This is a genomic window from Burkholderia sp. MSHR3999 (assembly GCF_000833595.1).
GTDB classification, from domain to species: Bacteria; Pseudomonadota; Gammaproteobacteria; order Burkholderiales; family Burkholderiaceae; genus Burkholderia; species Burkholderia ubonensis.
The window spans coordinates 1,596,218-1,619,487 of the sequence record NZ_JRFO01000007.1 but is presented as its reverse complement, the minus strand read 5'-3'; the positions used below and the strand labels follow the sequence as shown (position 1 = coordinate 1,619,487).

General features: G+C 69.4%; 20 protein-coding genes and 1 pseudogene. 16 read left to right on the top strand and 5 right to left on the bottom strand.

Going from position 1 to position 23,270, the window contains the following annotated elements:
- Nucleotides 1–215: 215 nt before the first annotated feature.
- Nucleotides 216–1,850 carry a chaperonin GroEL gene (gene groL, locus KY49_RS30570; RefSeq protein ID WP_042588055.1) on the bottom strand — a complete coding sequence of 545 codons (1,635 nt, stop codon included), beginning with the start codon at nucleotides 1,848–1,850 and terminating at the stop codon, nucleotides 216–218.
- A 307-nt stretch (nucleotides 1,851–2,157) separates the two neighbouring features.
- Here groL and KY49_RS30565 point away from each other — a divergent pair, with 307 nt between their 5' ends.
- Together KY49_RS30565 and KY49_RS30560 are read left to right on the top strand one after the other, a co-directional pair.
- Entirely contained in the window at nucleotides 2,158–3,516 is a 1,359-nt protein-coding gene (locus KY49_RS30565) for a nicotinate phosphoribosyltransferase (protein WP_042588054.1), read from the top strand.
- Complete coding sequence (locus KY49_RS30560) at nucleotides 3,513–4,589, top strand: hypothetical protein (protein ID WP_042588053.1); 1,077 nt, start codon at nucleotides 3,513–3,515, stop codon at nucleotides 4,587–4,589. Before KY49_RS30565 ends, KY49_RS30560 begins: the two co-directional genes overlap by 4 nt.
- Here KY49_RS30560 and KY49_RS30555 read toward each other — a convergent pair.
- Entirely contained in the window at nucleotides 4,567–5,553 is a 987-nt protein-coding gene (locus tag KY49_RS30555) for a ribose-phosphate diphosphokinase (RefSeq protein ID WP_197083623.1), read from the bottom strand. The two genes, KY49_RS30560 and KY49_RS30555, sit on opposite strands and share 23 nt — an antisense overlap.
- 39 nt (nucleotides 5,554–5,592) lie before the next feature.
- Here KY49_RS30555 and KY49_RS30550 point away from each other — a divergent pair, with 39 nt between their 5' ends.
- A complete protein-coding gene (locus tag KY49_RS30550) occupies nucleotides 5,593–6,552 on the top strand; it encodes a hypothetical protein (RefSeq protein WP_042588051.1) in 960 nt (319 codons plus the stop codon).
- 16 nt (nucleotides 6,553–6,568) lie between these two features.
- Here KY49_RS30550 and KY49_RS37875 read toward each other — a convergent pair whose 3' ends face one another.
- The gene (locus tag KY49_RS37875; protein ID WP_156162642.1) at nucleotides 6,569–6,754 is read right to left on the bottom strand and encodes a hypothetical protein; all 186 of its coding nucleotides are present in this window, start codon (nucleotides 6,752–6,754) and stop codon (nucleotides 6,569–6,571) included.
- Between KY49_RS37875 and KY49_RS30545 the strand changes: the two genes are divergently transcribed.
- The 6 genes from KY49_RS30545 to KY49_RS38330 all read left to right on the top strand — a co-directional run bounded on the left by KY49_RS30545 (nucleotide 6,743) and on the right by KY49_RS38330 (nucleotide 14,577).
- Complete coding sequence (locus KY49_RS30545) at nucleotides 6,743–8,476, top strand: ABC transporter permease (RefSeq protein ID WP_042588858.1); 1,734 nt, start codon at nucleotides 6,743–6,745, stop codon at nucleotides 8,474–8,476. The two genes, KY49_RS37875 and KY49_RS30545, sit on opposite strands and share 12 nt — an antisense overlap.
- Before the next feature lie 22 nt (nucleotides 8,477–8,498).
- Complete coding sequence (locus tag KY49_RS30540; RefSeq protein ID WP_042588050.1) at nucleotides 8,499–9,830, top strand: ABC transporter ATP-binding protein; 1,332 nt, start codon at nucleotides 8,499–8,501, stop codon at nucleotides 9,828–9,830.
- Nucleotides 9,831–10,004: 174 nt separating this feature from the next.
- The gene (locus KY49_RS30535; protein WP_415867822.1) at nucleotides 10,005–10,796 is read left to right on the top strand and encodes a polysaccharide deacetylase family protein; all 792 of its coding nucleotides are present in this window, start codon (nucleotides 10,005–10,007) and stop codon (nucleotides 10,794–10,796) included.
- Nucleotides 10,759–12,045, top strand: a complete 1,287-nt coding sequence (locus tag KY49_RS30530) for a putative glycoside hydrolase (RefSeq protein WP_442854659.1) — start codon at nucleotides 10,759–10,761, stop codon at nucleotides 12,043–12,045. Before KY49_RS30535 ends, KY49_RS30530 begins: the two co-directional genes overlap by 38 nt.
- Nucleotides 12,000–14,369, top strand: coding sequence for a serine hydrolase (locus KY49_RS30525; protein WP_042588047.1), 2,370 nt, complete (start codon nucleotides 12,000–12,002; stop codon nucleotides 14,367–14,369). The genes KY49_RS30530 and KY49_RS30525 overlap by 46 nt, the downstream gene beginning before the upstream one ends.
- Before the next feature lie 46 nt (nucleotides 14,370–14,415).
- Nucleotides 14,416–14,577: a hypothetical protein gene (locus KY49_RS38330; protein WP_197083622.1), complete on the top strand. Its 162-nt coding sequence runs from the start codon at nucleotides 14,416–14,418 to the stop codon at nucleotides 14,575–14,577.
- A gap of 129 nt (nucleotides 14,578–14,706) precedes the next feature.
- On the opposite strand, the gene KY49_RS30520 is transcribed toward KY49_RS38330, so the two are convergent.
- Entirely contained in the window at nucleotides 14,707–15,219 is a 513-nt protein-coding gene (locus KY49_RS30520) for a lecithin retinol acyltransferase family protein (protein ID WP_042588046.1), read from the bottom strand.
- 433 nt (nucleotides 15,220–15,652) lie between these two features.
- Here KY49_RS30520 and KY49_RS30515 point away from each other — a divergent pair, with 433 nt between their 5' ends.
- From KY49_RS30515 to KY49_RS30495, 5 genes are all read left to right on the top strand, one after another.
- Entirely contained in the window at nucleotides 15,653–16,129 is a 477-nt protein-coding gene (locus tag KY49_RS30515) for a hypothetical protein (RefSeq protein WP_042588045.1), read from the top strand.
- 238 nt (nucleotides 16,130–16,367) lie between these two features.
- Nucleotides 16,368–16,841, top strand: coding sequence for a hypothetical protein (locus KY49_RS30510; protein ID WP_042588044.1), 474 nt, complete (start codon nucleotides 16,368–16,370; stop codon nucleotides 16,839–16,841).
- Between the two features lie 31 nt (nucleotides 16,842–16,872).
- Nucleotides 16,873–19,269, top strand: coding sequence for a phosphoenolpyruvate synthase (ppsA, locus tag KY49_RS30505; protein ID WP_042588043.1), 2,397 nt, complete (start codon nucleotides 16,873–16,875; stop codon nucleotides 19,267–19,269).
- Between the two features lie 28 nt (nucleotides 19,270–19,297).
- A complete protein-coding gene (locus tag KY49_RS30500; RefSeq protein ID WP_231636549.1) occupies nucleotides 19,298–19,945 on the top strand; it encodes a flavodoxin family protein in 648 nt (215 codons plus the stop codon).
- Nucleotides 19,946–20,092: 147 nt separating this feature from the next.
- The gene (locus KY49_RS30495; RefSeq protein ID WP_042588041.1) at nucleotides 20,093–20,542 is read left to right on the top strand and encodes a CBS domain-containing protein; all 450 of its coding nucleotides are present in this window, start codon (nucleotides 20,093–20,095) and stop codon (nucleotides 20,540–20,542) included.
- A gap of 50 nt (nucleotides 20,543–20,592) precedes the next feature.
- On the opposite strand, the gene phaZ is transcribed toward KY49_RS30495, so the two are convergent.
- A complete protein-coding gene (gene phaZ, locus KY49_RS30490; RefSeq protein ID WP_042588040.1) occupies nucleotides 20,593–21,813 on the bottom strand; it encodes a polyhydroxyalkanoate depolymerase in 1,221 nt (406 codons plus the stop codon).
- 350 nt (nucleotides 21,814–22,163) lie between these two features.
- Here phaZ and KY49_RS30485 point away from each other — a divergent pair.
- Nucleotides 22,164–22,801: pseudogene (locus tag KY49_RS30485) on the top strand (dienelactone hydrolase family protein).
- Entirely contained in the window at nucleotides 22,798–23,247 is a 450-nt protein-coding gene (locus KY49_RS30480; protein WP_042588039.1) for a CBS domain-containing protein, read from the top strand. Before KY49_RS30485 ends, KY49_RS30480 begins: the two are co-directional and overlap by 4 nt.
- The last annotated feature ends 23 nt before the right edge of the window (nucleotides 23,248–23,270 follow it).

The window sequence follows — 23,270 nt, the reverse complement described above, 5'->3', positions numbered from 1 at the left end:
TGTCTCGACGTCGGGTGCGGCAAAGGTGTCGAGATAGTCTTAAGACCCATCAGCGCGAAGTTGTGCCCCCGTTCGATCCCCGGGCATGTCTTCTGCGATCGGTGGATGCGTCATAGTCGAGTTCGGTCAATTTCCCCGGCGATTTGACGGCATCCGGTGAAAGTCACGTCAGCATGTCGAACGTTGGCGTGACACATTGCTGATCAGACATTGGTTCAGGCAAAATCACGTGGCCAGCTTCCGCCGATTGCGCCACCCGCCGCTGCGTCGGCGGGCGGGCGGCGCGCGATCATGCAGTCGGTCGTGAGCAGCAGCGAAGCGACCGAGATGGCGTTCTGCAGCGCCGAGCGCGCAACCTTGACGGGATCGACGATTCCGGCCGCGATCATGTCGCCATACGCCGCGTTGGCCGCGTCATATCCGAACGCCCCGGACGCGGCGCCCACCGCATGCACGACGGCCTGCGCATCGGCGCCGGCATTCTCGGCGATCTGGCGCAGCGGCGACGCGAGGGCGTCGTGCACGATGCGGGCGCCGGTGCGCTGCACGTCCGCCAAGCTCGCGCCGTCGACTTCGAGTGCGTGCCGCGCGCGCAGCAGCGCGACTCCGCCGCCTGGCACAATGCCTTCCTCCATTGCGGCGCGCGTCGCATGCAATGCATCCTCGAAGCGATTCTTGCGCTCGCGCAGCGCGGTTTCGGTCGCCGCGCCGACGCGGATCACCGCGACGCCACCCGCGAGCTTCGTCAAGCGGCGGGCGAGCGCGTCGCGTTCGTAGCCGGGCGGTGTCGCGTCGAGCCGTGCGCGCAGCGCGCGAGTCCGATCATCGATGCGCTTGCGCTCGCCGAGCCCGGCGATGACGGTCGTCGTATCGCGCGTGATCTCGACACGGCGCGCGGCGCCGAGTTCGTCGAGCGTCGTGCGCTCCAGCGTGCGTCCCGTCTGCGAGGAGATCACTGTCGCACCCGTCAGCGCCGCGAGGTCGCCCAGTTGCTCGGTACGCGCTTCGCCGAATCCGGGGGAGCGGATCACGCAGGATTTCAGCGTGCCGCGCAGATGATTGACGACGAGTGTCGCAAGCGCTTCGCCTTCCACTTCGTTTGCGACGACGAGAAGCGGCTTGCCGGTGGTGCTGAGGGCCTCCAGCAAGGGCAGCAACTGCGCGATGCCGCTGACGTTCATGTCGCACAGCAGGATGCGCGGCTCGTCGAGCACGACGTTGTGGCTGTCCGATTCGACGAACAGGGGCGACAGGAAGCCGCGATCGATCAGCGAGCCGTCCACCGTCTCGAGCGCGTCGTCGAGTTTCGTGCCGTCCTCGATGCTGATCGCGCCTTCTTTTCCGACGCGCCCTACCGCCTGCGCGACGAGCATGCCGATCGTGCTGTCGCCGCTCGCGGAAATCGTCGCGATCTGGCGCATTTCGTCGGCGCTCGCGCAGGGTCTGGCGATGCGGTGCAGTTCGGCGACGACGGTTCTGCCGGCCGTCTCGATTGCTCGCTTGAGCGCCATCGGATCGTGGCCGGCCGTGACGCACTTGATGCCCTCGACCACGATCGCCTGGGCGAGCGTGGTGGCGGTAGTGGTGCCGTCGCCGGCGACTTCACTCGTGCGGATCGCGACCTCGCGCAGCAGCCGCGCGCCCATTTCCTCGAACGGATCGGGCAGGTCCACTGCGCCGGCAACGACGACGCCTGAATTGGCAACGAGCGGCGCGGCGCCGGCCTGCTCGACGATCACGTTGCGCCCGCCCGGTCCGAGCGTGACCTTTACCGCTTCGGCCATGGCGTTGACGCCGTTCAGCAACCGTTGACGCGCATCCTGATGAAAGACCAGCGATTTAGCGGACACGATTCGCCTCCCACTTGACGACGCCGGACACAAGGCATCCGTCTCCCGGCCAAAAGCACGACCGACGACGGATGCGGATATTCCACCTGCCGGCCGGCCGCGCGGCTTGATCTGAGTCAACAAGTTCAAGGCGCGGCACGCCACGGACGATTGATCTCGCGCAACGTTGCTGAGGCCCGGGAATTTATGCTGACTTCCGTTGAAGATGGCATCGTCAAGATCGGACGGCCGCGCGCGTATCGGGTGTGCAACCCGGCACGGGCCGGCGCCTCGGGCACGGTCGGGACGGCGCGGGGAAGGAGGCATGATGGCCACGCGATTGCCGGACGCCGGCTGCGACGACGTGCTGCTCACGGATCTCTACGAGCTGACGATGCTGCAGGCGTATTTCGACGCTGGAATGAACGACGTCGCGAGCTTCGAGTTCTTCGTGCGCGGGTTGTCGCCGCAGCGCAGCTTCCTGATGGCGGCGGGCCTGCAACCGGTGCTCGACTACCTGGAGCGCGTGCAGTTCACCGACGCGTGCATCGAGCGCCTGGCTGGGACCGGCCGCTTCCGGCCGGCGTTTCTCGCGTCGCTCGCGAACCTGCGGTTCACGGGCTCGGTGGACGCGCTGCCGGAAGGCACCGTGTGTTTCGCCGACGAGCCGATCCTGCGCATCACCGCGCCGATTCGCGAAGCCCAGCTCGTCGAAAGCCGCGTGATGAACCTGCTGCATTACGCGACGCTCGTCGCGAGCAAGGCAGCGCGCGCGGTACTCGCCGCGCGCGGGCGGCTGCTGGTCGATTTCGGCTTGCGCCGTGCGCATGGCGCGGAAGCGGGGCTGCTGTCGGCCCGCTCGAGCTATCTTGCGGGATTTTCCGGCACCGCGACGTTGCTGGCCGGCCTGCAATACGGGATTCCCACCTACGGCACGATGGCGCATTCGTATGTGCAGGCGCACGACGACGAGGCGCTGGGGTTCGAGCATTTTGTACGCTCGCAGCCGGATAACGCGCTGCTGCTGATCGATACGTACGACACCGAGCGTGCGGCCTGCAAGGTGGTGGCGCTCGCGCACCGGCTCGCGGCCGACGGCATCCGGATCAAGGGCGTGCGGCTCGACAGCGGCGATCTCGCGGCGCACGCACGCAGCGTCCGCGCGATTCTCGACCAGGGCGGCCTGACGGACGCAACGATCTTCGCGAGCGGCAATCTAGACGAATATCGGTTGCACGACCTGGTCCGCCAGCATGCGCCGATCGATGGCTTCGGCATCGGCACGCGAATGAACACGTCCGCCGATGCACCGTATCTCGACTGCGCGTACAAGCTGGTCGAATACGCGGGCGCGCCGCGCCGCAAGCGTTCGGAAGGCAAGGCAACCTGGCCGGGGCGCAAGCAGGTGTTCCGGCGCTACGGCCCGGACGGCCGGATCGCGGTCGATTGCCTCGCACTGGACGGCGAGCGTATTGACGGCGTCGTGCTACTGCGACCGGCGATGGCGGACGGCACGCGGGTCGCCGTCCCGACGCTCGACGACAGCCGCCGACATGCGATGCGCGAGCTCGCGACACTGCCCGACGCCGTGCGCATGCTGGAGCCGGTCGTGTCGGTCGAGGTCCGGATTTCGCCGGCACTGGCCGCGCTGGTCGCGCGGATGGAAGCGGCGCAGAGGGGCGCATGATCGACGCGGACACCGCGCGGCTGCGCGCGCTCGCGCTGAAGGAAAAGGTCGCGCAGTTGCGGGAGCCGGCGGTGTGGCCGGACGGTACGCGCTCGGCGCAGGCGATCGAGACCCATATGTCGTGGGTATTCCTCACCGACCGTCACGCGTGGAAACTGAAGAAGCCGGTGCGGGCGCCGCAGCTCGACTTCCGCTCGCTCGCCGCGCGCGGCCGCTTCTGCCACGAGGAGGTGCGCCTGAACCGCCGGCTCGCGGCGGACGTCTATCTCGACGTGGTGCCTCTCGCGGCCGGTCCGGACGGACGTATCCATCCGGGTGGCGCGGGCGAGATCGTCGACTGGCTGGTCAAGATGAAACGCCTGCCGGCGCAACGGATGCTCGACCACGCGCTGCTGCACCAAAGCGCCACGCCGGACGACGCGCGCCGCATCGCGGCGCGGCTGAGCGCGTTCTACCGGTCGCTCGCGCCCGCGCGGATCGGCGCCGAGTCGTACCGGGATGGCTTGCGCGGCATGCTCGACGGCAACGAACGCGCGCTGTGCAAGCCGGGTGCCGGCCAGTCCGCCGACATCGTGCGGACGATCTGCGCGTTGCAGCGCACGCTGCTCGACGGCGACGCCACGCGCTTCGACGCACGGGTGCGGCAAGGGCGCGTCGTGGCCGGGCACGGCGACCTGCGCCCCGAGCATGTCTGCCTCGACGCGCCGATCGCGATCATCGATTGCCTCGAATTCTGCGAGCGGCTGCGCACGCAGGACGCGGCCGACGAGATCGGCTTCCTGGCGCTCGAATGCGAGCGCCTCGGCGCGCCCGACTTCGCGTGTGCGCTGCTGGACGCGTATCGCGCAGCCAGCAGCGACGACGTCGACGGCGCGCTCGTGCACTTCTACCAGAGCTGCCGCGCGATGACGCGCGCGCGGCTCGCCGTCTGGCATCTGCGCGAGCCGGCATTTCGGGCGACGCCGCTCTGGCGCGATCGCGCGCATGCGTACGTCGCGCTCGCGTTCCGGCACATCGGCTGCTGCGAGCGCGAATGGATGGCGCGGCACGTCAGCGCCGCAGCAGGTCCGTGAGCGAGCCGCCGCGATGGATGCGCGCGATCGCTTCAGCGAACAGCGGGGCGCTGTCGAGGACGACGAGCTTGTCCCGCAGCGCACCGGGCGGCACGCGCCACGGCGGCACCGTGTCGGTGACCGCGACACCGTCGAGCGCGTCGCCACCGAGCCGTTCGGCGGCGTCGTCGAAGAACATCCCGTGCGTGGCAACCGCATACACGCGCTGCGCGCCGAGTGCGCGGCAGTCCGCGGCCGTGTGTGCGAGCGTCGTGCCGGAGCCGATCAGATCGTCGACGATGACCGCGCAGCGGTCCCGCACGTTGCCGACGAGCGGCTTCGCGGTCACGACGCCGCCGCTGCGCAGCTTGCCTGCGAAGGCCGCGTCGACCGGCCGCCCGAGCCGCGCGGCGAGCCGGGCCCGGAAATCCTCCGCGCGGTGCACGCCGCCCGCATCCGGCGACACGACCACGATCGGCAGTTCGCCCGCCTGCGCGGCGAACCAGTCGACCAGCAGGCAGTTGGCTTCGAGGTGCTCGGCCGGGCAGCGGAACGCGTTCTGGTACGCGGCGAGATTGTGCACGTCGATCGTGACGATGCGGTCGACGCCGACGGCTTCGAGCAGTGCCGCCACGTAGCGCGTGGACACCGGGTCGCGCGGTTGCGTCCGGCGGTCCTTGCGCGAGTAGCACAGGTAGGGCGTGACCGCGCAGACGCGCGCAGCGGATGCGTCCTTCAGCGCGCCGATGAACAGCAGCAGCCGGCACAGCTTGTCGTTGACCGAGCTGCCCGGCTCGCCGTGCAGCGATTGCACGACATAGACGTCGTGCCCGCGCACGCTGACGAGCGGGCGGGTCTTGTGTTCGCCGTCCTCGAACGGCCGTTCTTCGTGCGGCGCGAGCGCAACGCCGAGATGCGCGGCGATTCGTTCGCCGAATGACCGGCTGGTCGAGAATGCAAAGAGATCGAAGGTGCTGTGCGACATGACGGACATCCTCGCTTCAGGTGACCGGGGGGACGAACGATGCAACGCTACGACGTATTCAATGGCGACGCGGACGGCATCTGCGCGCTGCAGCAACTGCGGCTCGCATCGCCGGCTGCGTCGATTCTCGTGACCGGACCGAAACGCGACATCGCGCTGCTCGCGCGCGTGCCGGCCGTGCGCGGCGACGCCGTGACCGTGCTCGACATCTCGCTCGACGCGAACGGCGCAGCCCTGACGGCGCTGCTCGACGGCGGCGTCGACGTTGTGTACTTCGACCACCACGAGCCGGGCGTCGTGCCGGTTCACGCTTGCCTTCATGCATGCATCGACACGGCGCCGACGGTTTGCACGAGCCTCATCGTCGACCGTCACCTGGCCGGGCGGCATCGCCTGTGGGCCGTGGTGGGTGCTTATGGCGACAACCTCGTGGAGGCCGCCGGCCGGCGCGCCGCGCAGGCCGGGCTGGCCGAGCCCGATGCGCGCCGGCTTCAGGCGCTCGGCGAAGCGATCAACTACAACGCCTACGGCGATTCCGCAGACGATCTGTTCATGCCGCCGCTCGCCGTCTACGCGTCGCTGCGCTCGTGCGTGAATCCGCTCGATTTCGCGGCCTCGCCGCTCGCGCTGCAGCTCGACGACAACCGGCGCCGCGACCTCGCCTGCGCGGCTCGGCAGCGCGCGGCGTTCGTGATGCCGGGCGCGCGGGCGTATGTGCTGCCCGACGCGCGCTGGGCGCGCCGGGTGCGCGGCGCGTTCGCGAACCAGCTAGCGCGCGACGCGCCCGACCGCGCGCATGCGGTGCTGACGATCGCGCCGGACGGCAACTACACCGTCAGCGTGCGCGCGCCGCTCGCCGCGCCGCGCGGCGCGGACCGGCTGTGCCGCGCGTTCCCGGGCGGCGGCGGGCGGGAAGGGGCGGCCGGCATCAATCGGCTCGCGCCGGACCGCCTCGACGCGTTCGTCGCCGCGCTCAGCGCCGCGTATCGTGCCACCTGAGCGCGTAAGGGAGCCCTCACCGCGAATCTACGAACGAAGCGGCAACGGTGCGTTGACGGACATCAAATTCGCGCGGATGCGGCGCGCCCGCGATGAAATCGATGCCGTGACATCCCGCTTGACGCATGTCAAGCGCGACGGCGCGGCGTGCCGCGAAGATGAATCGCCCGTAACGGGCGGGAGGCGCGGCGTGGAACACCATGCGGAAGTGTTGCGGGGAGGGCGCTGGGCGCTGCCGGCGCCGGGCTGGCGGGACGCCGTCGCGACGCTGCTCGTATTCGGCTTCATGCTGCTGCTGGGCGTGGCGGCGCGCCAGATGACGGGGCCGCTGACGATCGAGCATCCGTTGGCGATCTCGCTATCGCCCGCGGCGCTGCCCGGCTACACGCTGCGCACCGTGACGCGGATGTTCGCGGCGCTCGTCGCGTCGCTCGTGTTCACGTTCACCTACGCGACAGCCGCCGCCAAGAATCGCCGCGCCGAAAGGGTGCTGATCCCGCTGCTCGACGTGCTGCAATCGGTGCCCGTCCTCGGCTACCTGTCGTTTACCGTGTTGTTCTTCCTGTCGCTGTTCCCGGGCAACGTGCTGGGCGCGGAATGCGCGGCGGTCTTCGCGATTTTCACGAGCCAGGCCTGGAACATGGCGTTCAGCTTCTACCAGGCGCTGCGCACGGTGCCGCTCGATCTCGACGAGGCGAGCCGCAGCTTCCGGCTGTCCGCATGGCAGCGCTTCTGGCGGCTCGAGGTGCCGTTCGCGATGCCGGGGCTCGTGTGGAACATGATGATGTCGATGTCGGGCGGATGGTTCTTTGTGGCCGCGTCGGAGGCGATCGCGGTCGGCAGCCTGCGGATCGACCTGCCGGGCGTGGGTGCCTATGTCGCGCAGGCGATTGCGCATCGCGACCTCGCCGCGGTCGGCTGGGCGATCGTCGCGATGAGCGTCGCGATCGTCCTGTACGACCAATTGCTGTTCCGGCCCGTGGTGGCATGGGCGGACCGCTTCCGCTACGGCGACACTGCAGTCCAGGTCGCGCCGCGCAGCTGGGTGCTCGAACTGTTCCAGCGTTCGCGGTGGGTCGCGCGCTTGCGCGCGCCGGCCGGCGCGCTGCTGCACCGGGCCGCGCGCGCGCGGCTCGCGGCCGGCGCGTTCGCGTGGCGGCCGCGCATCGCGATGCCGTCGCGCGCGGGCGATGCCCTCTGGCTCGCGCTGTGCGGCGCAGGAGTCGCCTACGCGGCGGTCTCGCTGGTCCGGTTCGGCCGTTCGACGCTGTCCTGGACGGATGTAAGCGTCGTCGCCCACGCAGGGCTGTTGACGCTCGCGCGCGTGACGGTGCTGATCGTGCTGGCGTCGCTGGTCTGGGTGCCGATCGGCATTGCGGTCGGCCTGCGGCCCGGGCTGACCGCGCGCGTGCAACCCGTCACGCAGTTCCTTGCCGCGTTCCCGGCCAACCTGCTGTTTCCGGTCGCGGTGTTCGGCATCGTGCGGTTCGGGCTCGATCCGCGCATCTGGCTGTGTCCGCTGATGATTCTCGGCACCCAGTGGTACATCCTGTTCAACGTGATTGCCGGCGCGAGCGTGTTTCCGGCCGACATGCGCGAAGCGGCGGAGAGCTTCCGGGTCCGGCCGGGCGCGTGGTGGCGCCGGGTAATGCTGCCCGGCGTGTTTCCCTATTTCGTGACCGGCGCGATCACGGCGTCCGGTGGCGCATGGAATGCGAGCATCGTTGCCGAGGCCGTCAGCTGGGGCGGCACGCGTCTCACCGCCGGCGGGCTCGGCGCGTACGTCGCGCGGATGACCGAGGCCGGCGACTATCCGCGCATCGCGCTGGGCGTTGCGGTCATGTCGCTGCTCGTCACCGCGGCGAACCGGCTGGTGTGGCGCCCGATGTACGCGTTCGCGGAACGCCGCACGCGGCTGGATTGACACCCGATGCCCCGGAGGCGCCATGTCGAACCTTGCTGGAGACGAAGCGCCGATCGAAGCCGCGCCCGCGGCCACGGACGCGACCGTGCTCGAACTGGAAGCCGTGTGCAAGTCCTTCGCGATGCCGTCCGGGGCGCCGCTGCGCGTGCTCGCCAATGTCGACCTGGCGTTGCGCGAGGGCGAGATTCTCGGTTTGCTCGGCCGCTCCGGATCGGGCAAGTCGACGCTGCTGCGCATCGCGGCGGGCCTCGTCAAGCCGTCGTCCGGCGCCGTGTGGTATCGCGGCAGGCCGCTGGCCGGCCCGACGGACGGTATCGCCGTGGTGTTTCAGACCTTCGCGCTGTACCCGTGGCTGACCGTGCTCGAAAACGTCGAGCTCGGCCTCGATGCGCTCGGCGTCGGCACGGACGTCGCGCGCGAGCGCTCGCTTGCCGCGATCGAGCTGATTGGCCTCGACGGTTTCGAATCGGCGTTTCCGCGCGAGCTGTCGGGCGGCATGCGCCAGCGCGTGGGCTTTGCGCGCGCGCTCGTCAGCGACCCGGTGCTGCTGCTGATGGACGAGCCGTTCTCGGCGCTCGACGTGCTGACGGCGGAAACGCTGCGCACCGATTTCCTCGACCTGTGGAACGCGCGCCAGTTGCCGATCAAGGCCGTGATGATGGTCACGCACAACATCGAGGAGGCGGTCCTCATGTGCGACCGCATCCAGGTGCTGGGCACCGGCCCCGGGCACGTCGAGGCGACGTTGCGCGTCGGCCTGCCGCATCCGCGCAATCGGCGCGATCCGGCCTTCCAGGCGATCGTCGGCGAGATCTACGCGGCGCTGACCGCCCGGTCCGCCGGCGCGGGCGACAGCGGGGACGCGGCCCGCGGCGGGCTGGCGACGCGGCTTCCCGACGTGTCGAGCCATCATCTGGCCGGTTTCATCGACGCGCTCGCGGCCGCGCCGCACGAAGGCCACGCGGCGCTCGGCGGCCTCGCGTCGGCGCTGGCGCTCAGGGTCGACGCGCTGTTTCCGCTGGCGGCGGCGCTGCACATGCTGGAATTCGCCGAATGGCGCGAGCAGACGATCCGTCTGACGGCGGCCGGGCACGTTTTCGCGCGCGGCGACGACGACGCGCGCCGGCGCCTGTTTCGCGAGCATCTCGTGCGGTTCGTGCCGCTCGCCGCGCATATCGACGAAGTGCTGGGCGAGCGCGAGGGGCATCGCGCGCCGCGCGCACGCTTCGAGCTGGAGCTGGAGGATCATCTCGACGCGCGCAACGCGGATCAGGTGTTGCGCGTGGTGATCGATTGGGGCCGCTACGCGGGGCTGTTCGATTACGACGACCATACGCGCACCTTCGGCCGTTGAGCGCGACGGGCGCGGACGGCACGCTCGTTGCCGGCTTCGTCGGAGGCGCCGGCGCGCGGTTCGGAACCGTCGCGTGACCTGCCGTCGCATGCGCTGCGCGGCCGCTTGATCTGACTCAACGCGCATCCGACGCAATCGCCAAGAATGAGGAACGGCTATTGCGCGAGGTGCATCGTGACCGTCCGATTGATCATCTGCCTGTTCCTGCTGTCGTTCGCGCCGTCGGCCGTGTTCGGCGACGATGCGCTCCCGGCGCCGCCGCCGCGCGTGCTGATCCTCGCCTATCACCGGTTCGCCAGTGAGAAGCTGGATTCGATGACGGTGCGCGTCGACACGTTCCGCGCGCACCTTCGCGCGATCGACGCGGCCGGCTACCGGATCGTGCCGCTCGCCGACGTGGTGCGCTGGCATGCCGGCGACTCCGGCGCGGTTCCGGCGCGCGCGGTTGCGATCACGGTCGACGACGGGCATCGCTCCGTCTACGACGTGCTGCGCCCGCTGCTCGCGCAGCATCCGGCGCCGGTCACGCTGTTCATCTATCCGTCGGCGATCTCCAACGCAAGCTACGCGATGACCTGGGACGAACTGCGCGCGCTCGACGGGGCGGGCGGCTTCGACATCGAGTCCCACACGTACTGGCATCCGAACTTCAGGACCGAGCGCGCGCGGCGCACGCCGGACGACTTCCGGCGCTTCGCGTCCTGGCAATTGAGCCGGTCGCGCGACCGGCTCGAAGCCGCGACCGGCAGGCCGGTCCGCCTGCTGGCCTGGCCGTTCGGCATCCACGACGCCGACACGGAGCAGCTCGCGGCTCAGGCCGGATACGTCGCCGCATTCACGCTCGACGCGCGCCCCGTGCGGCTTGCCGACCCAGCGCTGGCGCTGCCGCGCTACCTGATGACCGACGCGTGCGACACGCGCTGCATCAATGGTCTGCTGCGCACTGCCGGAGACTGCCGTGGTTAGGCACGCGATCCTACGGCTCCTGCTGCTGCTCGCCGCGCTCCCGGCGCAGGCGGCGACGGTGACCGTCACCGTCGTCGATGCCGCGAGCGGCCGGCCGCTCGCGGGCGCGGTCGGCTACGCGTCGGGGGCGACCCGCGTCGCCGATGCCGACGGTGCGTTTGCGGTGCCGACCGACGGAATCGACACGCCTGTCAGCGTGACGACGCCCGGCTACGCGCGTGCTGCGATCACGCTGGACGGGCAGGCGACCGCGCGCACGATTCGCATGACGGCGCTGCGGCCGAAGGCCGTCTATCTGTCGGCATACGGCGTCACGGACCGCACGCTGCGCGACGCGGCGCTGGCGCTGCAGGGCAGGACCGCCATCAACGCGCTCGTCATCGACGTGAAGGGCGACAGCGGGGCAACGCCCTACCGCAGCGTGGCACGCGAAGCCGCCGGCGCGGCGAACCCGGTGCCCGGCAGCGGGCGCGACGCGGCGGAGCTGCCGAACCTGCTCAGGGCCTTCCACGCGCGCGGCCTCTACCTGATCGCGCGCATCGTCGTGTTCAAGGACGACCGCCTGGCGGGCGCGCATCCCGACTGGGCGGTGCGTGACGCCGCCGGCGAGATCTGGCGCGACCGCGAGCACCAGCGCTGGATCGATCCGACCGCGCGCGCCGCATGGGCGCACAACTACGACGTCGCGGAGGAGGCCGCCCGCATGGGCTTCGACGAGATCCAGTTCGACTATCTGCGCTTTCCGGACGCGAACGGGCTGCGGTTCGGCGAGCCCAACACCGAGGCCAACCGTGTGGCGGCGATCACCGGGTTCCTCGCGGGCGCGCGCGAGCGGCTGCGGCCGTACAGCGTCTACCTGTCGGCGGACATCTTCGGCTACGTGTGCTGGAACTTCAACGACACCGCGATCGGGCAGCGGATCGAGACGTTCGGGCGGGTCGTCGACTACATTTCGCCGATGCTGTATCCGTCCGGGTTCACGTGGGGGCTGCCGGGCTGCCGCAAGCCGACCGACCGGCCGGGGGAGATCGTGTCCCGCTCGCTCACGGAAGCCATGCGCCGCACCGGCCTGGACGGCGTGCGTTTCCGGCCGTGGCTGCAGGCGTTTCGCGACTACGCGTTCGATCATCGCGTATTCGATGCCGACGAGATTCGCGCGCAAGTGGACGCCGCCGACGCGGCCGGCACCGACGGGTGGATGCTATGGAACCCGCGCAACCGCTACGATCCCGACACGTTGCCGCGCTGATCTGCGCGCTGATGCTGACGCTGCCCGGCACGGGTGCGGCGCGCGATGCAACGCTTCACGACGCAAGCGGGCAGGCGGTCCGGATCGACGCTGCCATTGCCGCGGAGATCGCGGACCACCATCTCGCCGGCGCGGTCGTGCTGGTCGGCGACGCCGACGGCGTGCGGGATCGGGTCGTGCGTGGCGTGCGCACGACCGGACCCGCGTCCGAAGCCATGACGGCCGATACCGTCTTCGATCTCGCTTCGCTGACGAAAGCCGTGGCCACCGCGACGGCGATCATGCAGCTCGCGGAGCGCGGCAGGCTCGCGCTGGACGCGCCAGCTGCCCGATACTGGCCGGCTTTCGGCGCGCACGGCAAGGACGGCATCACGATCCGGCAACTGCTTGCGCATACGTCGGGCCTGCCGGCCGGCGTGTCGTCGGCGCGGGCGTTGCGCACGCGCGCGGCGGTGCTGGCCGACGTCGCGGCGATGCTGCTGCTTGCGCCGCCGGGCGCGCGCGTGATCTACAGCGACATCAACTACGTCGCGCTCGGCGAGATCGTCGAGCGCGTGAGCGGCAAGCCGCTCGACGCATGGTGTGCGACGCATGTGTTCGCGCCGCTGCGCATGCGCGATACGCAGTTCCGGCCCGGCTTGCGCGCGGCGGCGCGCATCGCGCCCACCAGCCGGCGGGAGGACCTTGCGGCGCGCGTCCGCGTCAGCGATCCGGTCGCGGCGGCGCTGGGCGGCGTCTCGGGCAATGCGGGCCTGTTCTCGACCGCGGACGATCTCGCACGCTTCGCACGCATGCTGTTGCAGGGCGGCGCGCTCGACGGCCAGCGCATCCTGCGGTCCGAGAGCGTCGCCGTGCTGGCAACGTCGGCGACGCTCGACGCGCAAGGCGACGCCCGCACCGCCGGCTGGGCGCTGCAGCCGCCGCTGGTTGCCAATCGCTACCGGTTGCCGGCGGCAGGCGCGCTCGCGCATCTCGGCTATACGGGCACCGGCCTGTGGATCGACTTCGTCACCCGCCGCTTCGTCGTCGTGCTGACGAGCCGCCTGTATCCGGATGCGGCGGGCGACGCGCAGCCGCTGCGCGGCGCCGTGCTCGGCATCGTGTCCAGCAGCGCGCCGCCGGTGTCGGGCGCGCAAATCGCCGCGCGCGTGCCCGCGACGGCGCCAGCTGTTGCGCGCGCGGCGCGTTTGCCCACGTCGTCCGGCCCGGTGCTCGCCGGCATCGACGTGCTCGCGTCGAGCGGCTTCGCGGCCGTCGCCGGAAAGCGCATCGGTCTCGTCACGAATCGCAGCGGCTTCGACCGCGCGGGCCGCCGCACGATCGACCTGCTGGCGCAGGCGCCGGGAGCGCGGCTCACGGCGATCTTCGCGCCGGAGCACGGGATCGACACCGAGCTCGACACGACGTTCGGCGACACGCTCGACGCGCACACCAACGTAGCCGTTCACAGCCTGTACGGCGAGCGGCGGCGGATCGCGCCGGCGGCATTGTCGGACGTGGACGTGCTCGTCTTCGATCTCCAGGATGCCGGCGTGCGCTTCTTCACCTACATTGCGACGCTCGGCTACGCACTCGAAACGGCGGCGGCCGCGCAGGTGCCGGTGCTCGTGCTCGACCGGCCGGACCCGCTCGGCGCGGACACGGTCGGCGGGCCGGTGTCGGACGCCGGGCCCGCGTCGTTCACGAACTATTACCCGTTGCCGCTGATGCACGGAATGACGGTCGGCGAGCTGACGAGGCTGTTCAACGCACGGCTGCGGATCGGCGCGGATCTGACGGTGGTGCCGATGCAGCACTACCGGCGATCGATGCGCTTCGAGGATACCGGGCTCGGCTGGGTGCCGCCGTCGCCGAATCTGCGCGACGCGGCCGCGTTGTCGCTGTATCCGGACCTGGGGCTCGTCGAGGGCGCGGATGTGAGCGTCGGACGCGGCACCGCGACCCCGTTCGGCGTGATCGGCGCGCCGTGGATTGATGGCCGTGTGCTGGCTGACGACCTCCGCGCGATGCACGTCGGCGCGACATTCGTACCGATCCGCTTCGTGCCGACGGAAGGGACGCATCGCGGCGCGCTATGCGAAGGCGTGCGGATCGCGCGGCTGCCGGGGACGTGGCGGCCCGGGACCGTGGGTCTTGCGCTGGCGCTGGTGCTGCATCGGCGCTATCCGGAACGTTTTAACATCGACGCGATCCGCGCGTCGGTCGGTTCGCAGGCGGTGGCCGACCTGTTGCGCGACGGGCGGCCGCTCGATGAGATCGAGCGGGTTGTCGACGCGCAGAACGCGGCGTTCGCGCGCGAGCGGGGCGCGTTTCTGCTGTATTGACCGGCAAGCGAAGATGCTCTGAGATTCCGGCCGTTACCAGCCTTCGATGCGAAACTTGCCGCTGTGGGTCCGCGACACGGCGATCGAGATCGCGAACGCGAACGCGTTGCTTCGGCAGGGCCGAAGCGAAGGCAGCGCGATTCGCATCGCGATCGCACAGGCGAAACGCTGGGCCGGCGCGCGAGCCGCACGCCGTGATCTCTGGTGAAGCGGCGGTCCCGGTCGCGCTTCGCCACATCGGATTGGCTTCCGGCGCGCGTGTTCCGGCATCACCCGCCTGCCGGTTCCGATGCGCGGGTTGAGGCTCGACGTCAATTCATCCGGCCGGTGCGTGACGTTAGGCGGCGCATCGCCAAGACGGATCCTGGCTCCCGGTGGCTTCGTCGTGCGTCGCTGCATGCCATGTGCCGGCGATCCTGCACATGACCAGCATGACGATGACCACCGCCGCGTGGGCCGGATTGCGCAGGCAGGCTTCCACCTGCTCACTGCGCGCCACGCCGAACAGGCACCACAGGCAGAAATGTTCGCAGTTGTTCGTGAGCAGCCGGTAATGGCATTCGCCGAGCCTCGACGCCGCGCGGCGCGCGACTTCGGCTCCGCTATAAGGGGTGCAGTCATGCTGCATGATCACTAGCCCGGAACCGGCGGCGAAACAGTCGACGGAGACCACCTCGACCGAGCCACCGCTCGCGCCCCGCGACAGCCCCGCGTAGTGGATCACCTTGCCGCCGCCGATGTGGATTCCGTGATGCGCATAGCCGAGGCGCTGGGCCATCAGATGCGCGCCAACCGGCAGGTCGGGGCCGTATGCAGCGTCGCCGGATTGCGTGTGAATCGAATGGTTCATTGCCTGCTCCCTTGCGTGGCGGCTTGCGCCCGGTCCGTCGGCGGAGCCGGAATGCCGGCCGGGCCCGTCGCGTGACCGCTGAACACGTTGCTTCCTGTCACGCCTTCAGTATTGGCGGCGGGGCGGGCAGCGACAATCAGCGTGGCCTGAACTTGCTGTCCGATGTGCGGCCGTCGTGTCAGAAATTTCCGACGTGCGTCGGAATGTTTGCCGATAGCCGTCGCGGACAAATGTCGGCGGTTGCGAGCTTGGGCGAGGTCGGGCCAGTTTTCCGATCGGGACTGCCGGCTTGACCTGAGTCAAGCGGATTTCGGCATTCAGCGGGACGCTGACATCGTTACCAAACGGACATGCAGCGGCGCGGGAACAGTGCGTTGTGCGATACGACGGACGGTGCGACGCGCATGCATGTCACGACCATCTGGAGGAAGAGATGTCGATCGGAATCGTGCGCGCATTGCTCGCGTCAATGTGCTTGCTCGGCGCCGGTGCGACCGCGTTGGCGGACCAGTCACCCGTGCGGATCGAGCTCAGCGGCATTGAGTACATCACGGGAGGGATCGGCGCCGACGACGCCATCGCGTTTCTCGACGTCGCGCCCCGATACAACCTGCGGATCACGCTGGCGTCGAGGACCGGTGAATACCTGTCTGACATCGACGTCACGATCAAGTCGGGAACGAAGCCCATCCTCGACGTGCAGACGGCGGGTCCGTTTCTGTTTACCCGCGTGCCGCCGGGGCGCTACACGGTCCTGGCGCGGAGTGGCAACGCGCTCGAGGTGCGGCATGTCGTCGTGCCGGGCCGTGGTGGTGTCGACGTGCGCTTGTACTGGGCGGACCCGGATCGGCGCGACGTCGCACGCCAGTGTCCGGGATGTCCGCAGCCGCGCGAACCCGGAACGCCGTAAAGGGCTCGATTCTCGCGCTCATTCCGGCTGCGGCGGGTCGGCCCGGGAATGCCGCGCGCCTGCCGGGGTGGGCGTGAGCGTCTCACCCCGGCAGGCTTGATCTTCATCAAGCCGCCGCCGGACGATGGTGCCACGCTTGGTTTCACTGGAGGTGCATGCGCGACGGCGCGCGGAACCCGACCGCGCGATCGTGATACGCAGTGCGCTGGCGACCGAACCGTTCGAACGGAGACCGGTAATGAACTGGCTTTCTGAATACTTTGCGCAACGCACACGTTCGCTTTTCCTGTCAATGTGGGCCTACTCACCGCTCGTGCTCGGCCCGGACGGCCCTGTCGCTCCGCCGGCCTATTGCCTGCCGTATCCGGGCGTCCGTCTTGTCTTGACGCCAGGCGACAAGGTCAGGCGCGGCGAGCTGACCGAAGACCTGCCGGCACGCTACGACGCGGCAGGCTTGCTCGCGGCAGGTGCGGGTGGACCCGGCGAGCGGGGCGATGCGACCGCGTTTTTCCGCACGATCACGATCTATGCGCCGTCGGCCTTCAATCCCGATTTCCTCGTGACGATCAACGGCATCTACATGTTCGTGCCGGTGTTTTCGCGGGATGGCGCGCCTGGGTTTTCGGGGACGTGCCGAGCGCAGGAAAAGGACCTGGGCGCCGCGGAGCGCATGGAACTGCCGTGGACGTTCCAGGGCTATCTCAGTATCTAGCGGCGCACGACACGAACGGGAGGGACTGGCGATGACCGACCAGTTCGCGCACATCGCGTGGTTCGACGACGTGCGGCGCGGCGACGTGCCGCGCGTCGGCGGCAAGAACGCGTCGCTCGGCGAAATGACGAGCCATCTTTCTGCGCAAGGCGTGAAAGTGCCACCCGGATTTGCAACGACCGCCGACGCCTATTGGCGCTTCATCGATGCGAACGGGCTGCGGCAGACCATAGGCAACGTGCTCGCCGAGCTCGACGCGCACAAGATCCCGCTCGCGGAGGCGGGCGCGTCGATTCGGCGCGCAATCCTGCGCGGCGAATGGCCAGCGGACATCGCCAATGCGATTCGGGACGCCTATCGCGCGCTGTGCCGGCGTGCCGGGCAGGACGACGTCGACGTGGCCGTGCGGTCGAGCGCCACGGCCGAGGATCTCGCGGACGCGAGCTTCGCGGGCCAGCAGGAAACCTATCTGAACGTGCGTGGCGAGCGTGCGCTGCTCGACGCCTGCCGTCGCTGCTACGCGTCACTCTTCACCGACCGCGCAATCAGCTATCGCGACGAGAAGGGCTTCGACCACCTGCGGGTCGCGCTGTCGATCGGCGTGCAGCGCATGGTGCGCTCCGACCTTGGAGGCGCCGGCGTGATGTTCTCGCTCGATACGGAGACCGGCTTCGACAAGGTGGTTCTGATCAGTGCGGCATGGGGGCTCGGCGAGAACGTCGTCCAGGGCGCGGTCGATCCCGACGAATACGAGGTGTTCAAGCCGCTGCTCGCCAATCCGTCGTTGAGCCCCATCATCGGCAAGACGCTCGGCGAGAAGGCGCACAAGCTGATCTATGCGCACGACGGCGGTGCGCCGACCCGCAACGTGCCGACGTCGAAAGCCGAGCGCGCGGCCTTCGTGCTGTCGGACCCCGAGATCCTGATGCTTGCCCGCTGGGCCTGCTTGATCGAGGCGCACTATGGCCAGCCGATGGACATCGAGTGGGCAAGGGACGGCGCGAGCGGCGAGCTGTTCGTCGTCCAGGCCCGTCCCGAAACGGTGCAGTCGCGGCGTGAGGCCAGCGCCGTGAAAACCTGGCGCCTCGGCAGGACGGGCGCCAGGATTCTTTCGGGCGTGAGTGTCGGCGAGGCGATCGCGGCCGGCAGTGTATGCGTGATCGACAGTCCGCGCGATAGCGCGCGCTTCGTCGATGGCGCGATACTCGTGACGCAGACGACCGACCCCGACTGGGTGCCGATCATGCGTCGCGCCGCGGCCATCGTCACCGATCACGGCGGCCGTACTTCGCATGCTGCCATCGTGAGCCGCGAACTGGGACTGCCCGCGATCGTCGGTACCGGCGATGCGACCCGCATGCTGCACGACCAGCAGGAGGTGACGGTATCGTGCGCGGAAGGCGGGGAGGGTTTCGTCTACGACGGCATCGCGCAATACGAGGTCGACGAGATCGATTTCGGCAGCATTCCCGCCACCCGCACCAAGGTGATGCTGAACCTGGCGAACCCGGCCGCAGCGTTTCGCTGGTGGCGAATTCCCGCTGACGGGATCGGGCTCGCGCGCATGGAGTTCGTCATCAGCAACCACATCCGGGTCCACCCGATGGCGCTTGCGCACTTCGACGCGCTGAAGGACGACGACGCGCGGCAGGCCATCTCGGCGTTGACGGCGGGGTACGGCGATCCGACGACCTATTTCGTGGACCGGCTCGCGCGCGGGCTGGCGCGCATTGCGGCGGTCTGCCATCCCGCGCAGGTCATCGTGCGTATGAGCGACTTCAAGACCAACGAGTACGCGCACCTGATCGGCGGCGCCCAGTTCGAGCCGCGCGAGGAAAATCCGATGCTCGGGTTCCGGGGCGCGTCGCGCTATTATTCGCCGCGCTACCGGGACGGCTTCGCACTCGAATGCCGCGCGATTGCGCGCCTGCGCAACGAGATGGGCTTCACGAACGTGATCGTGACGATTCCGTTCTGCCGATCGACGGCCGAAGCCGACCGCGTGCTCGCGGTGCTGGCAGAGAACGGGCTGCGGCGCGGCGACGCGGGGCTGCAGGTTTACGTGATGTGCGAGATACCGTCCAATGTGATCCTGGCGAACGCCTTCGCGCAGCGCTTCGACGGGTTTTCGATCGGCAGCAACGACCTGACCCAGCTCACGCTCGGGGTCGATCGCGATTCCGCGGAGCTGGCGAGCCTCTTCGACGAGCAGGACGAGGCCGTGAAATGGATGATCGCGAGCGTGATCAAGGCCGCCCACGATGCGGGCGCCAAGGTCGGCCTGTGCGGACAGGCGCCGAGCGATCATCCCGAGTTCGCGGCATTCCTGGTGGGCTGCGGGATCGATTCGATCTCGGTAAGCCCCGACAGCTTCATCGCAGTCAAGCGGCATGTCGCGGTAGCGGAACAGGCCGGGCGGGCCGCATAGCTGACCGGCAGGCCGAAGACGTCGGCCGATGCGCCGATGGTCGGCGTGCCGCGTCACGACATGCGCGATTGATTTCGATCAGCGAGCGGCCGCGTCTCGGCACCTAACCTCGACACAGAGGGGAAGCACCCGCGTGGGTGCGGATGTCAAGGAGCAAGCCATGTATGCCGACAAGATCCTCGTGGTGTTTTACTCGCGCACGGGCACGACCCGCAGGGTCGGAGCCGCGTTGGCGACGATGCTGCATGCCGACGTCGAGGAGATCGTCGAGACGCGCAGCCGCATCGGCCCGTTCGGCTTTCTGCGTTCGCTCGTCGAGGCGATCAATCGGAAACCGGCGGAGATCGCCGCGTCGAAGCAGGATCCGTCCGCCTATGACCTCGTGGTGATCGGCACCCCGGTTTGGGCCGGTAGCGTGTCGTCGCCGGTGCTCGCCTATCTCGATGCAAATCGGCAGCGGCTGCCGCGCGTCGCGTTCTTCTGCAGTTTCGCGCAACGCGGCGCGGACTCCGCGCTCGCGCAAATGCGCATGCTTGCGCCCAGGCCGCCGCTCGCCGAGTGTCGGGTGACCGCGCGCGAGGCGTTGCACGGCGAGGCCAGCCCGATTCTGACGGCGTTTGCCGAACAGGCCATGCGCAGATTGGCGGAAGCGACGCCGACGACCGCGGCACGCTGATGCCAGCCTATGCCTCGTCGGGTGCGTTGACGTGCATCAAGCACCGCGGGGCAGCCGCACCTAACCTGATCTCACGCAGCCGCGTGCGGCCGCCGGCAGACGGCTTGCGCGCATGTCGTCATTGGTCTGCGAAACAGGAGACACATCATGCATGTCGGAAGAGTCAGCACCCAGCCGGTCGAATCCTGCACGGTCGATTCCAGCGCCCTTGAATTGGCCGAGCGCATGCGCCGCGCTCACGTCGGCGACATCGTTGTGATCGAGTATCGCAACGGCGATGCCGTGCCGATCGGCCTCGTGACGGATCGCGATCTCGTCCTCGAGGTGATGGCGTGCGGCGACGATCCGGAGCAGGTCACGGCCGGCCAGATCATGTCGCGCGGCCTGATCGTCGTGTCCGACACCGACGAGATCGGCGTCGCGCTCGATGCAATGCGCCGCTCGGGCATCCGCCGCCTGCCGGTCGTCGACGATGCGGGCCGGCTCGCGGGCATCGTCACGTTCGACGATATCGTCGAATACCTTGCGGCGCTGTTCGGCGGGATCGCGGAAATCGGCAAGCTGCAGCAGATCGAGGAACAACGGTTCCGCGCTTAGCGGGCGGTTCCGCTGCGTGCCGGCACGCCGGTGCGACGAACCCTGCTTCGTCAGGCACGTCGCCGCGCCCGAGCGGCTTCGGCCTGCGCGAACATCGTTTGCAGCACCGGATGCACGTCGTCGCGCCAGTGCTCGCCGGTGAACAGTCCGTAGTGATCGCACCCGTCGACGTCGAGGCGCCGCCGCTCGTGCGGCGCCAGACCGCAGCACATTTCCAGCGCCGCATGCGTCTGCCCGGCCCCGGTGACCGCGTCGCGCGTGCCCTCGACGGTCAGCAGGAAAACGCCGCGCAGCGCGGCCGGTTCGACGAGCTTGCCGCCGACGTGCCAGTCGCCGTTCGCGAGGCTCGCGCGCTGGAATACGACGTCGACGGTATCGAGGAAGTATTCGGCCGGCATATCGAGCAGCGCGGCGTACGCGCGCAATTCCCGTTGCGCGTCGGCGAGCGCTTGCGCGTCGCCGCGCGACATCGCCTGCGCATAGCGCTCCATTAGTGACAGATAGCGATGCGGATAGAGAATCGCGATCTCGGCCCGCTGCAGGTACGCCGGAAACACGCGGCGGCCGTGCCCCGCGAAACCGGCCGGCACGACGTCGATCAGATGATGGCGGCACCAATCGAGCGAATGCGACCGGGCCGCGATGCCGAGCGCGCTGGGATGCAGGCGCGCGTCGAGCGGGCCGCCGATCAGCGTAACGTTCGCGGGCTGCGCGCAGCCGCGCCGCGCGCGCAGCGCCAGCGCGCCGAGCGCGGGAAACGTAGCCTGGCAGATGGCGATGACGTGCAGCGGCCGGCCGTCGCGTGTGAGCGCGTCGATGAAGCCGTCGAGCATCGCCACGTATTCGTCTAGGCCGAAGCGGCCCGCGTCGAGCGGCACGTCGCGCGCATCGAGCCAGTCGGTGACGCACACGTCGCCGTCGGCCAGCAGCCCCTCGGCGGTATCGCGCATCATCGCGGCCACATGGCCGACCAGCGGCACGCACAGCAGCACCGTGCGCCGCGCGCCGGCGCGTGCGAAGCGGCGCAGGCGGCAGAACGGCATGCGCGCGACGATCTGCTCGTCGACGCGGCGGCCGTCGGGCGCGACGGCGCCGATCGCGAATGGCGGCGGGTCGGCCGGCACGCCGAGCAGGGGCGCGTACAGGTCGGTGAACCAGGACGACGCGGCATGGGCCAATGCCGCCGCGGGCCACGCATCGCACGCGTGCCGGGTCGCCGCGTGCCACGCGCGCAGCCATTGACGCTGTTGTTCGACAAGGTCGTACCACATGGCGGGCCTTCAGAAAGTCCTTCAGAAAGTTGCGGATGTCTCTGCACGATCACTGTCGGCGCATGTCCCGAGTTCGATTTGACGGGCGTCAAGTGCGGGCGCGGAAATCACCGGCCCCCGCATATGCGCTGATCCATCACGCAGCGCACCCATCCGTGGCTGACCTGGATCAATTTCGCCCTGTTTCGCACGACATACCGTGACATGCATCGACGGCAACCGCAGACGAACGATCGTGAAGACTGATGGCGAATTGCGCAGAGTCGTGGGACAGGCGTCGCGCGTGCGCGAGGCGGTCCGCTGGCTGACGGTCCCGTAGCCGGCGCGGTACGTGGCAAGCGAGGCGCGACATGCAGACATGTGAGATCGCAATCCCGATCGACCAGACCAGGCTCGACGGTGTGCTGACGATGCCACAGCGCGCGCACGGCAGCGGCAGCAGCCGCTCCAGCCCGCGGAACCGCGCGGTCGCGCAGACGCTGGTGAACGCCGGACTCGCGACACTGTTGTTCGACCTGCTCGATCGCGACGAAGAGCAGGTCGACTGCGTCACAGCGCTCTATGTTTCGACATCGACCTGCTCGCCCGTCGACTGTGCGCCGCGATTGCGTGGATACGCGCGCTGCCGGAATGCCGGCCGCTGCCGCTCGGCCTGTTCGGCGCGAGCACGGGCGCGGCGGCCGCCCTCGTCGCGGCCGCGCGCGAACCTGCCGTCGGCGCCGTCGTGTCGCGCGGAGGCCGCCCCGACCTGGCCGGCGATGCGCTCGAGCGCGTGGCCGCGCCGACGCTGCTGATCGTCGGTGCAAGGGACGAACAGGTGCTGCATCTCAACCGGCTGGCGGCCGCGCGGCTGACGTGCGAAACGGTGATCGAAATCGTGCCGGGGGCAACCCACCTGTTCGAGGAGCCCGGTGCGCTCGACGCGGTCGCGCGGCTCGCCGCCGCATGGTTCGCCCGCTGGCTCGGCGGCCGGAAGGAGGACAAATGAACGCCGCCACGTTGTGCACGCGCGAGGTCGCCACCTGCGGCCCACGGACGACCGTCATCGAGGCGGCCGAGCGGATGCGCGGCCTGCATGCGGGCGACCTCGTGGTGGTGCGCGAACAGGACGGCGTGCGCGTGCCGGTCGGCGTGCTGACCGACCGCGATATCGTGCTCGCGGTGGTGAGCCCGGACGCCGATGCCGCTGCGCTGTTCGTCGGCGACGTGATGTCGGAGCCGGCCGTGGTCGCGCACGGCGACGACGACGTCTGGCTGCTCGCGCGACGGATGCGTCGGCATGGCGTGCGCCGGCTGCCGGTGGTCGCGGACGACGGCGGGCTCATCGGCGTCGTCACGCTGGACGACCTGCTGCATGCCGCCGCAAGCCTGCTCGACGAACTGCGCCTCGTCGCGGCGCGCCAGCCGCATCTCGAGGAAAAGCGGCGCACGTAGCGCCGGCTCGGTCGCTGCAACGG

Excerpts from the sequence above, each read along its gene's own strand:
- KY49_RS30565 (WP_042588054.1), top strand. The coding sequence starts at position 2,158 with ATGGCCACGCGATTGCCGGACGCCGGCTGCGACGACGTGCTGCTCACG.
- KY49_RS30560 (WP_042588053.1), top strand. The coding sequence starts at position 3,513 with ATGATCGACGCGGACACCGCGCGGCTGCGCGCGCTCGCGCTGAAGGAA.
- KY49_RS30555 (WP_197083623.1), bottom strand. The coding sequence starts at position 5,553 with ATGTCGCACAGCACCTTCGATCTCTTTGCATTCTCGACCAGCCGGTCA.
- KY49_RS30550 (WP_042588051.1), top strand. The coding sequence starts at position 5,593 with ATGCAACGCTACGACGTATTCAATGGCGACGCGGACGGCATCTGCGCG.
- KY49_RS37875 (WP_156162642.1), bottom strand. The coding sequence starts at position 6,754 with ATGGTGTTCCACGCCGCGCCTCCCGCCCGTTACGGGCGATTCATCTTC.
- KY49_RS30540 (WP_042588050.1), top strand. The coding sequence starts at position 8,499 with ATGTCGAACCTTGCTGGAGACGAAGCGCCGATCGAAGCCGCGCCCGCG.
- KY49_RS30530 (WP_442854659.1), top strand. The coding sequence starts at position 10,759 with ATGGTCTGCTGCGCACTGCCGGAGACTGCCGTGGTTAGGCACGCGATC.
- KY49_RS30525 (WP_042588047.1), top strand. The coding sequence starts at position 12,000 with ATGGAACCCGCGCAACCGCTACGATCCCGACACGTTGCCGCGCTGATC.
- KY49_RS38330 (WP_197083622.1), top strand. The coding sequence starts at position 14,416 with ATGCGAAACTTGCCGCTGTGGGTCCGCGACACGGCGATCGAGATCGCG.
- KY49_RS30520 (WP_042588046.1), bottom strand. The coding sequence starts at position 15,219 with ATGAACCATTCGATTCACACGCAATCCGGCGACGCTGCATACGGCCCC.
- KY49_RS30515 (WP_042588045.1), top strand. The coding sequence starts at position 15,653 with ATGTCGATCGGAATCGTGCGCGCATTGCTCGCGTCAATGTGCTTGCTC.
- KY49_RS30510 (WP_042588044.1), top strand. The coding sequence starts at position 16,368 with ATGAACTGGCTTTCTGAATACTTTGCGCAACGCACACGTTCGCTTTTC.
- ppsA (WP_042588043.1), top strand. The coding sequence starts at position 16,873 with ATGACCGACCAGTTCGCGCACATCGCGTGGTTCGACGACGTGCGGCGC.
- KY49_RS30500 (WP_231636549.1), top strand. The coding sequence starts at position 19,298 with ATGCGCCGATGGTCGGCGTGCCGCGTCACGACATGCGCGATTGATTTC.
- KY49_RS30495 (WP_042588041.1), top strand. The coding sequence starts at position 20,093 with ATGCATGTCGGAAGAGTCAGCACCCAGCCGGTCGAATCCTGCACGGTC.
- phaZ (WP_042588040.1), bottom strand. The coding sequence starts at position 21,813 with ATGTGGTACGACCTTGTCGAACAACAGCGTCAATGGCTGCGCGCGTGG.
- KY49_RS30480 (WP_042588039.1), top strand. The coding sequence starts at position 22,798 with ATGAACGCCGCCACGTTGTGCACGCGCGAGGTCGCCACCTGCGGCCCA.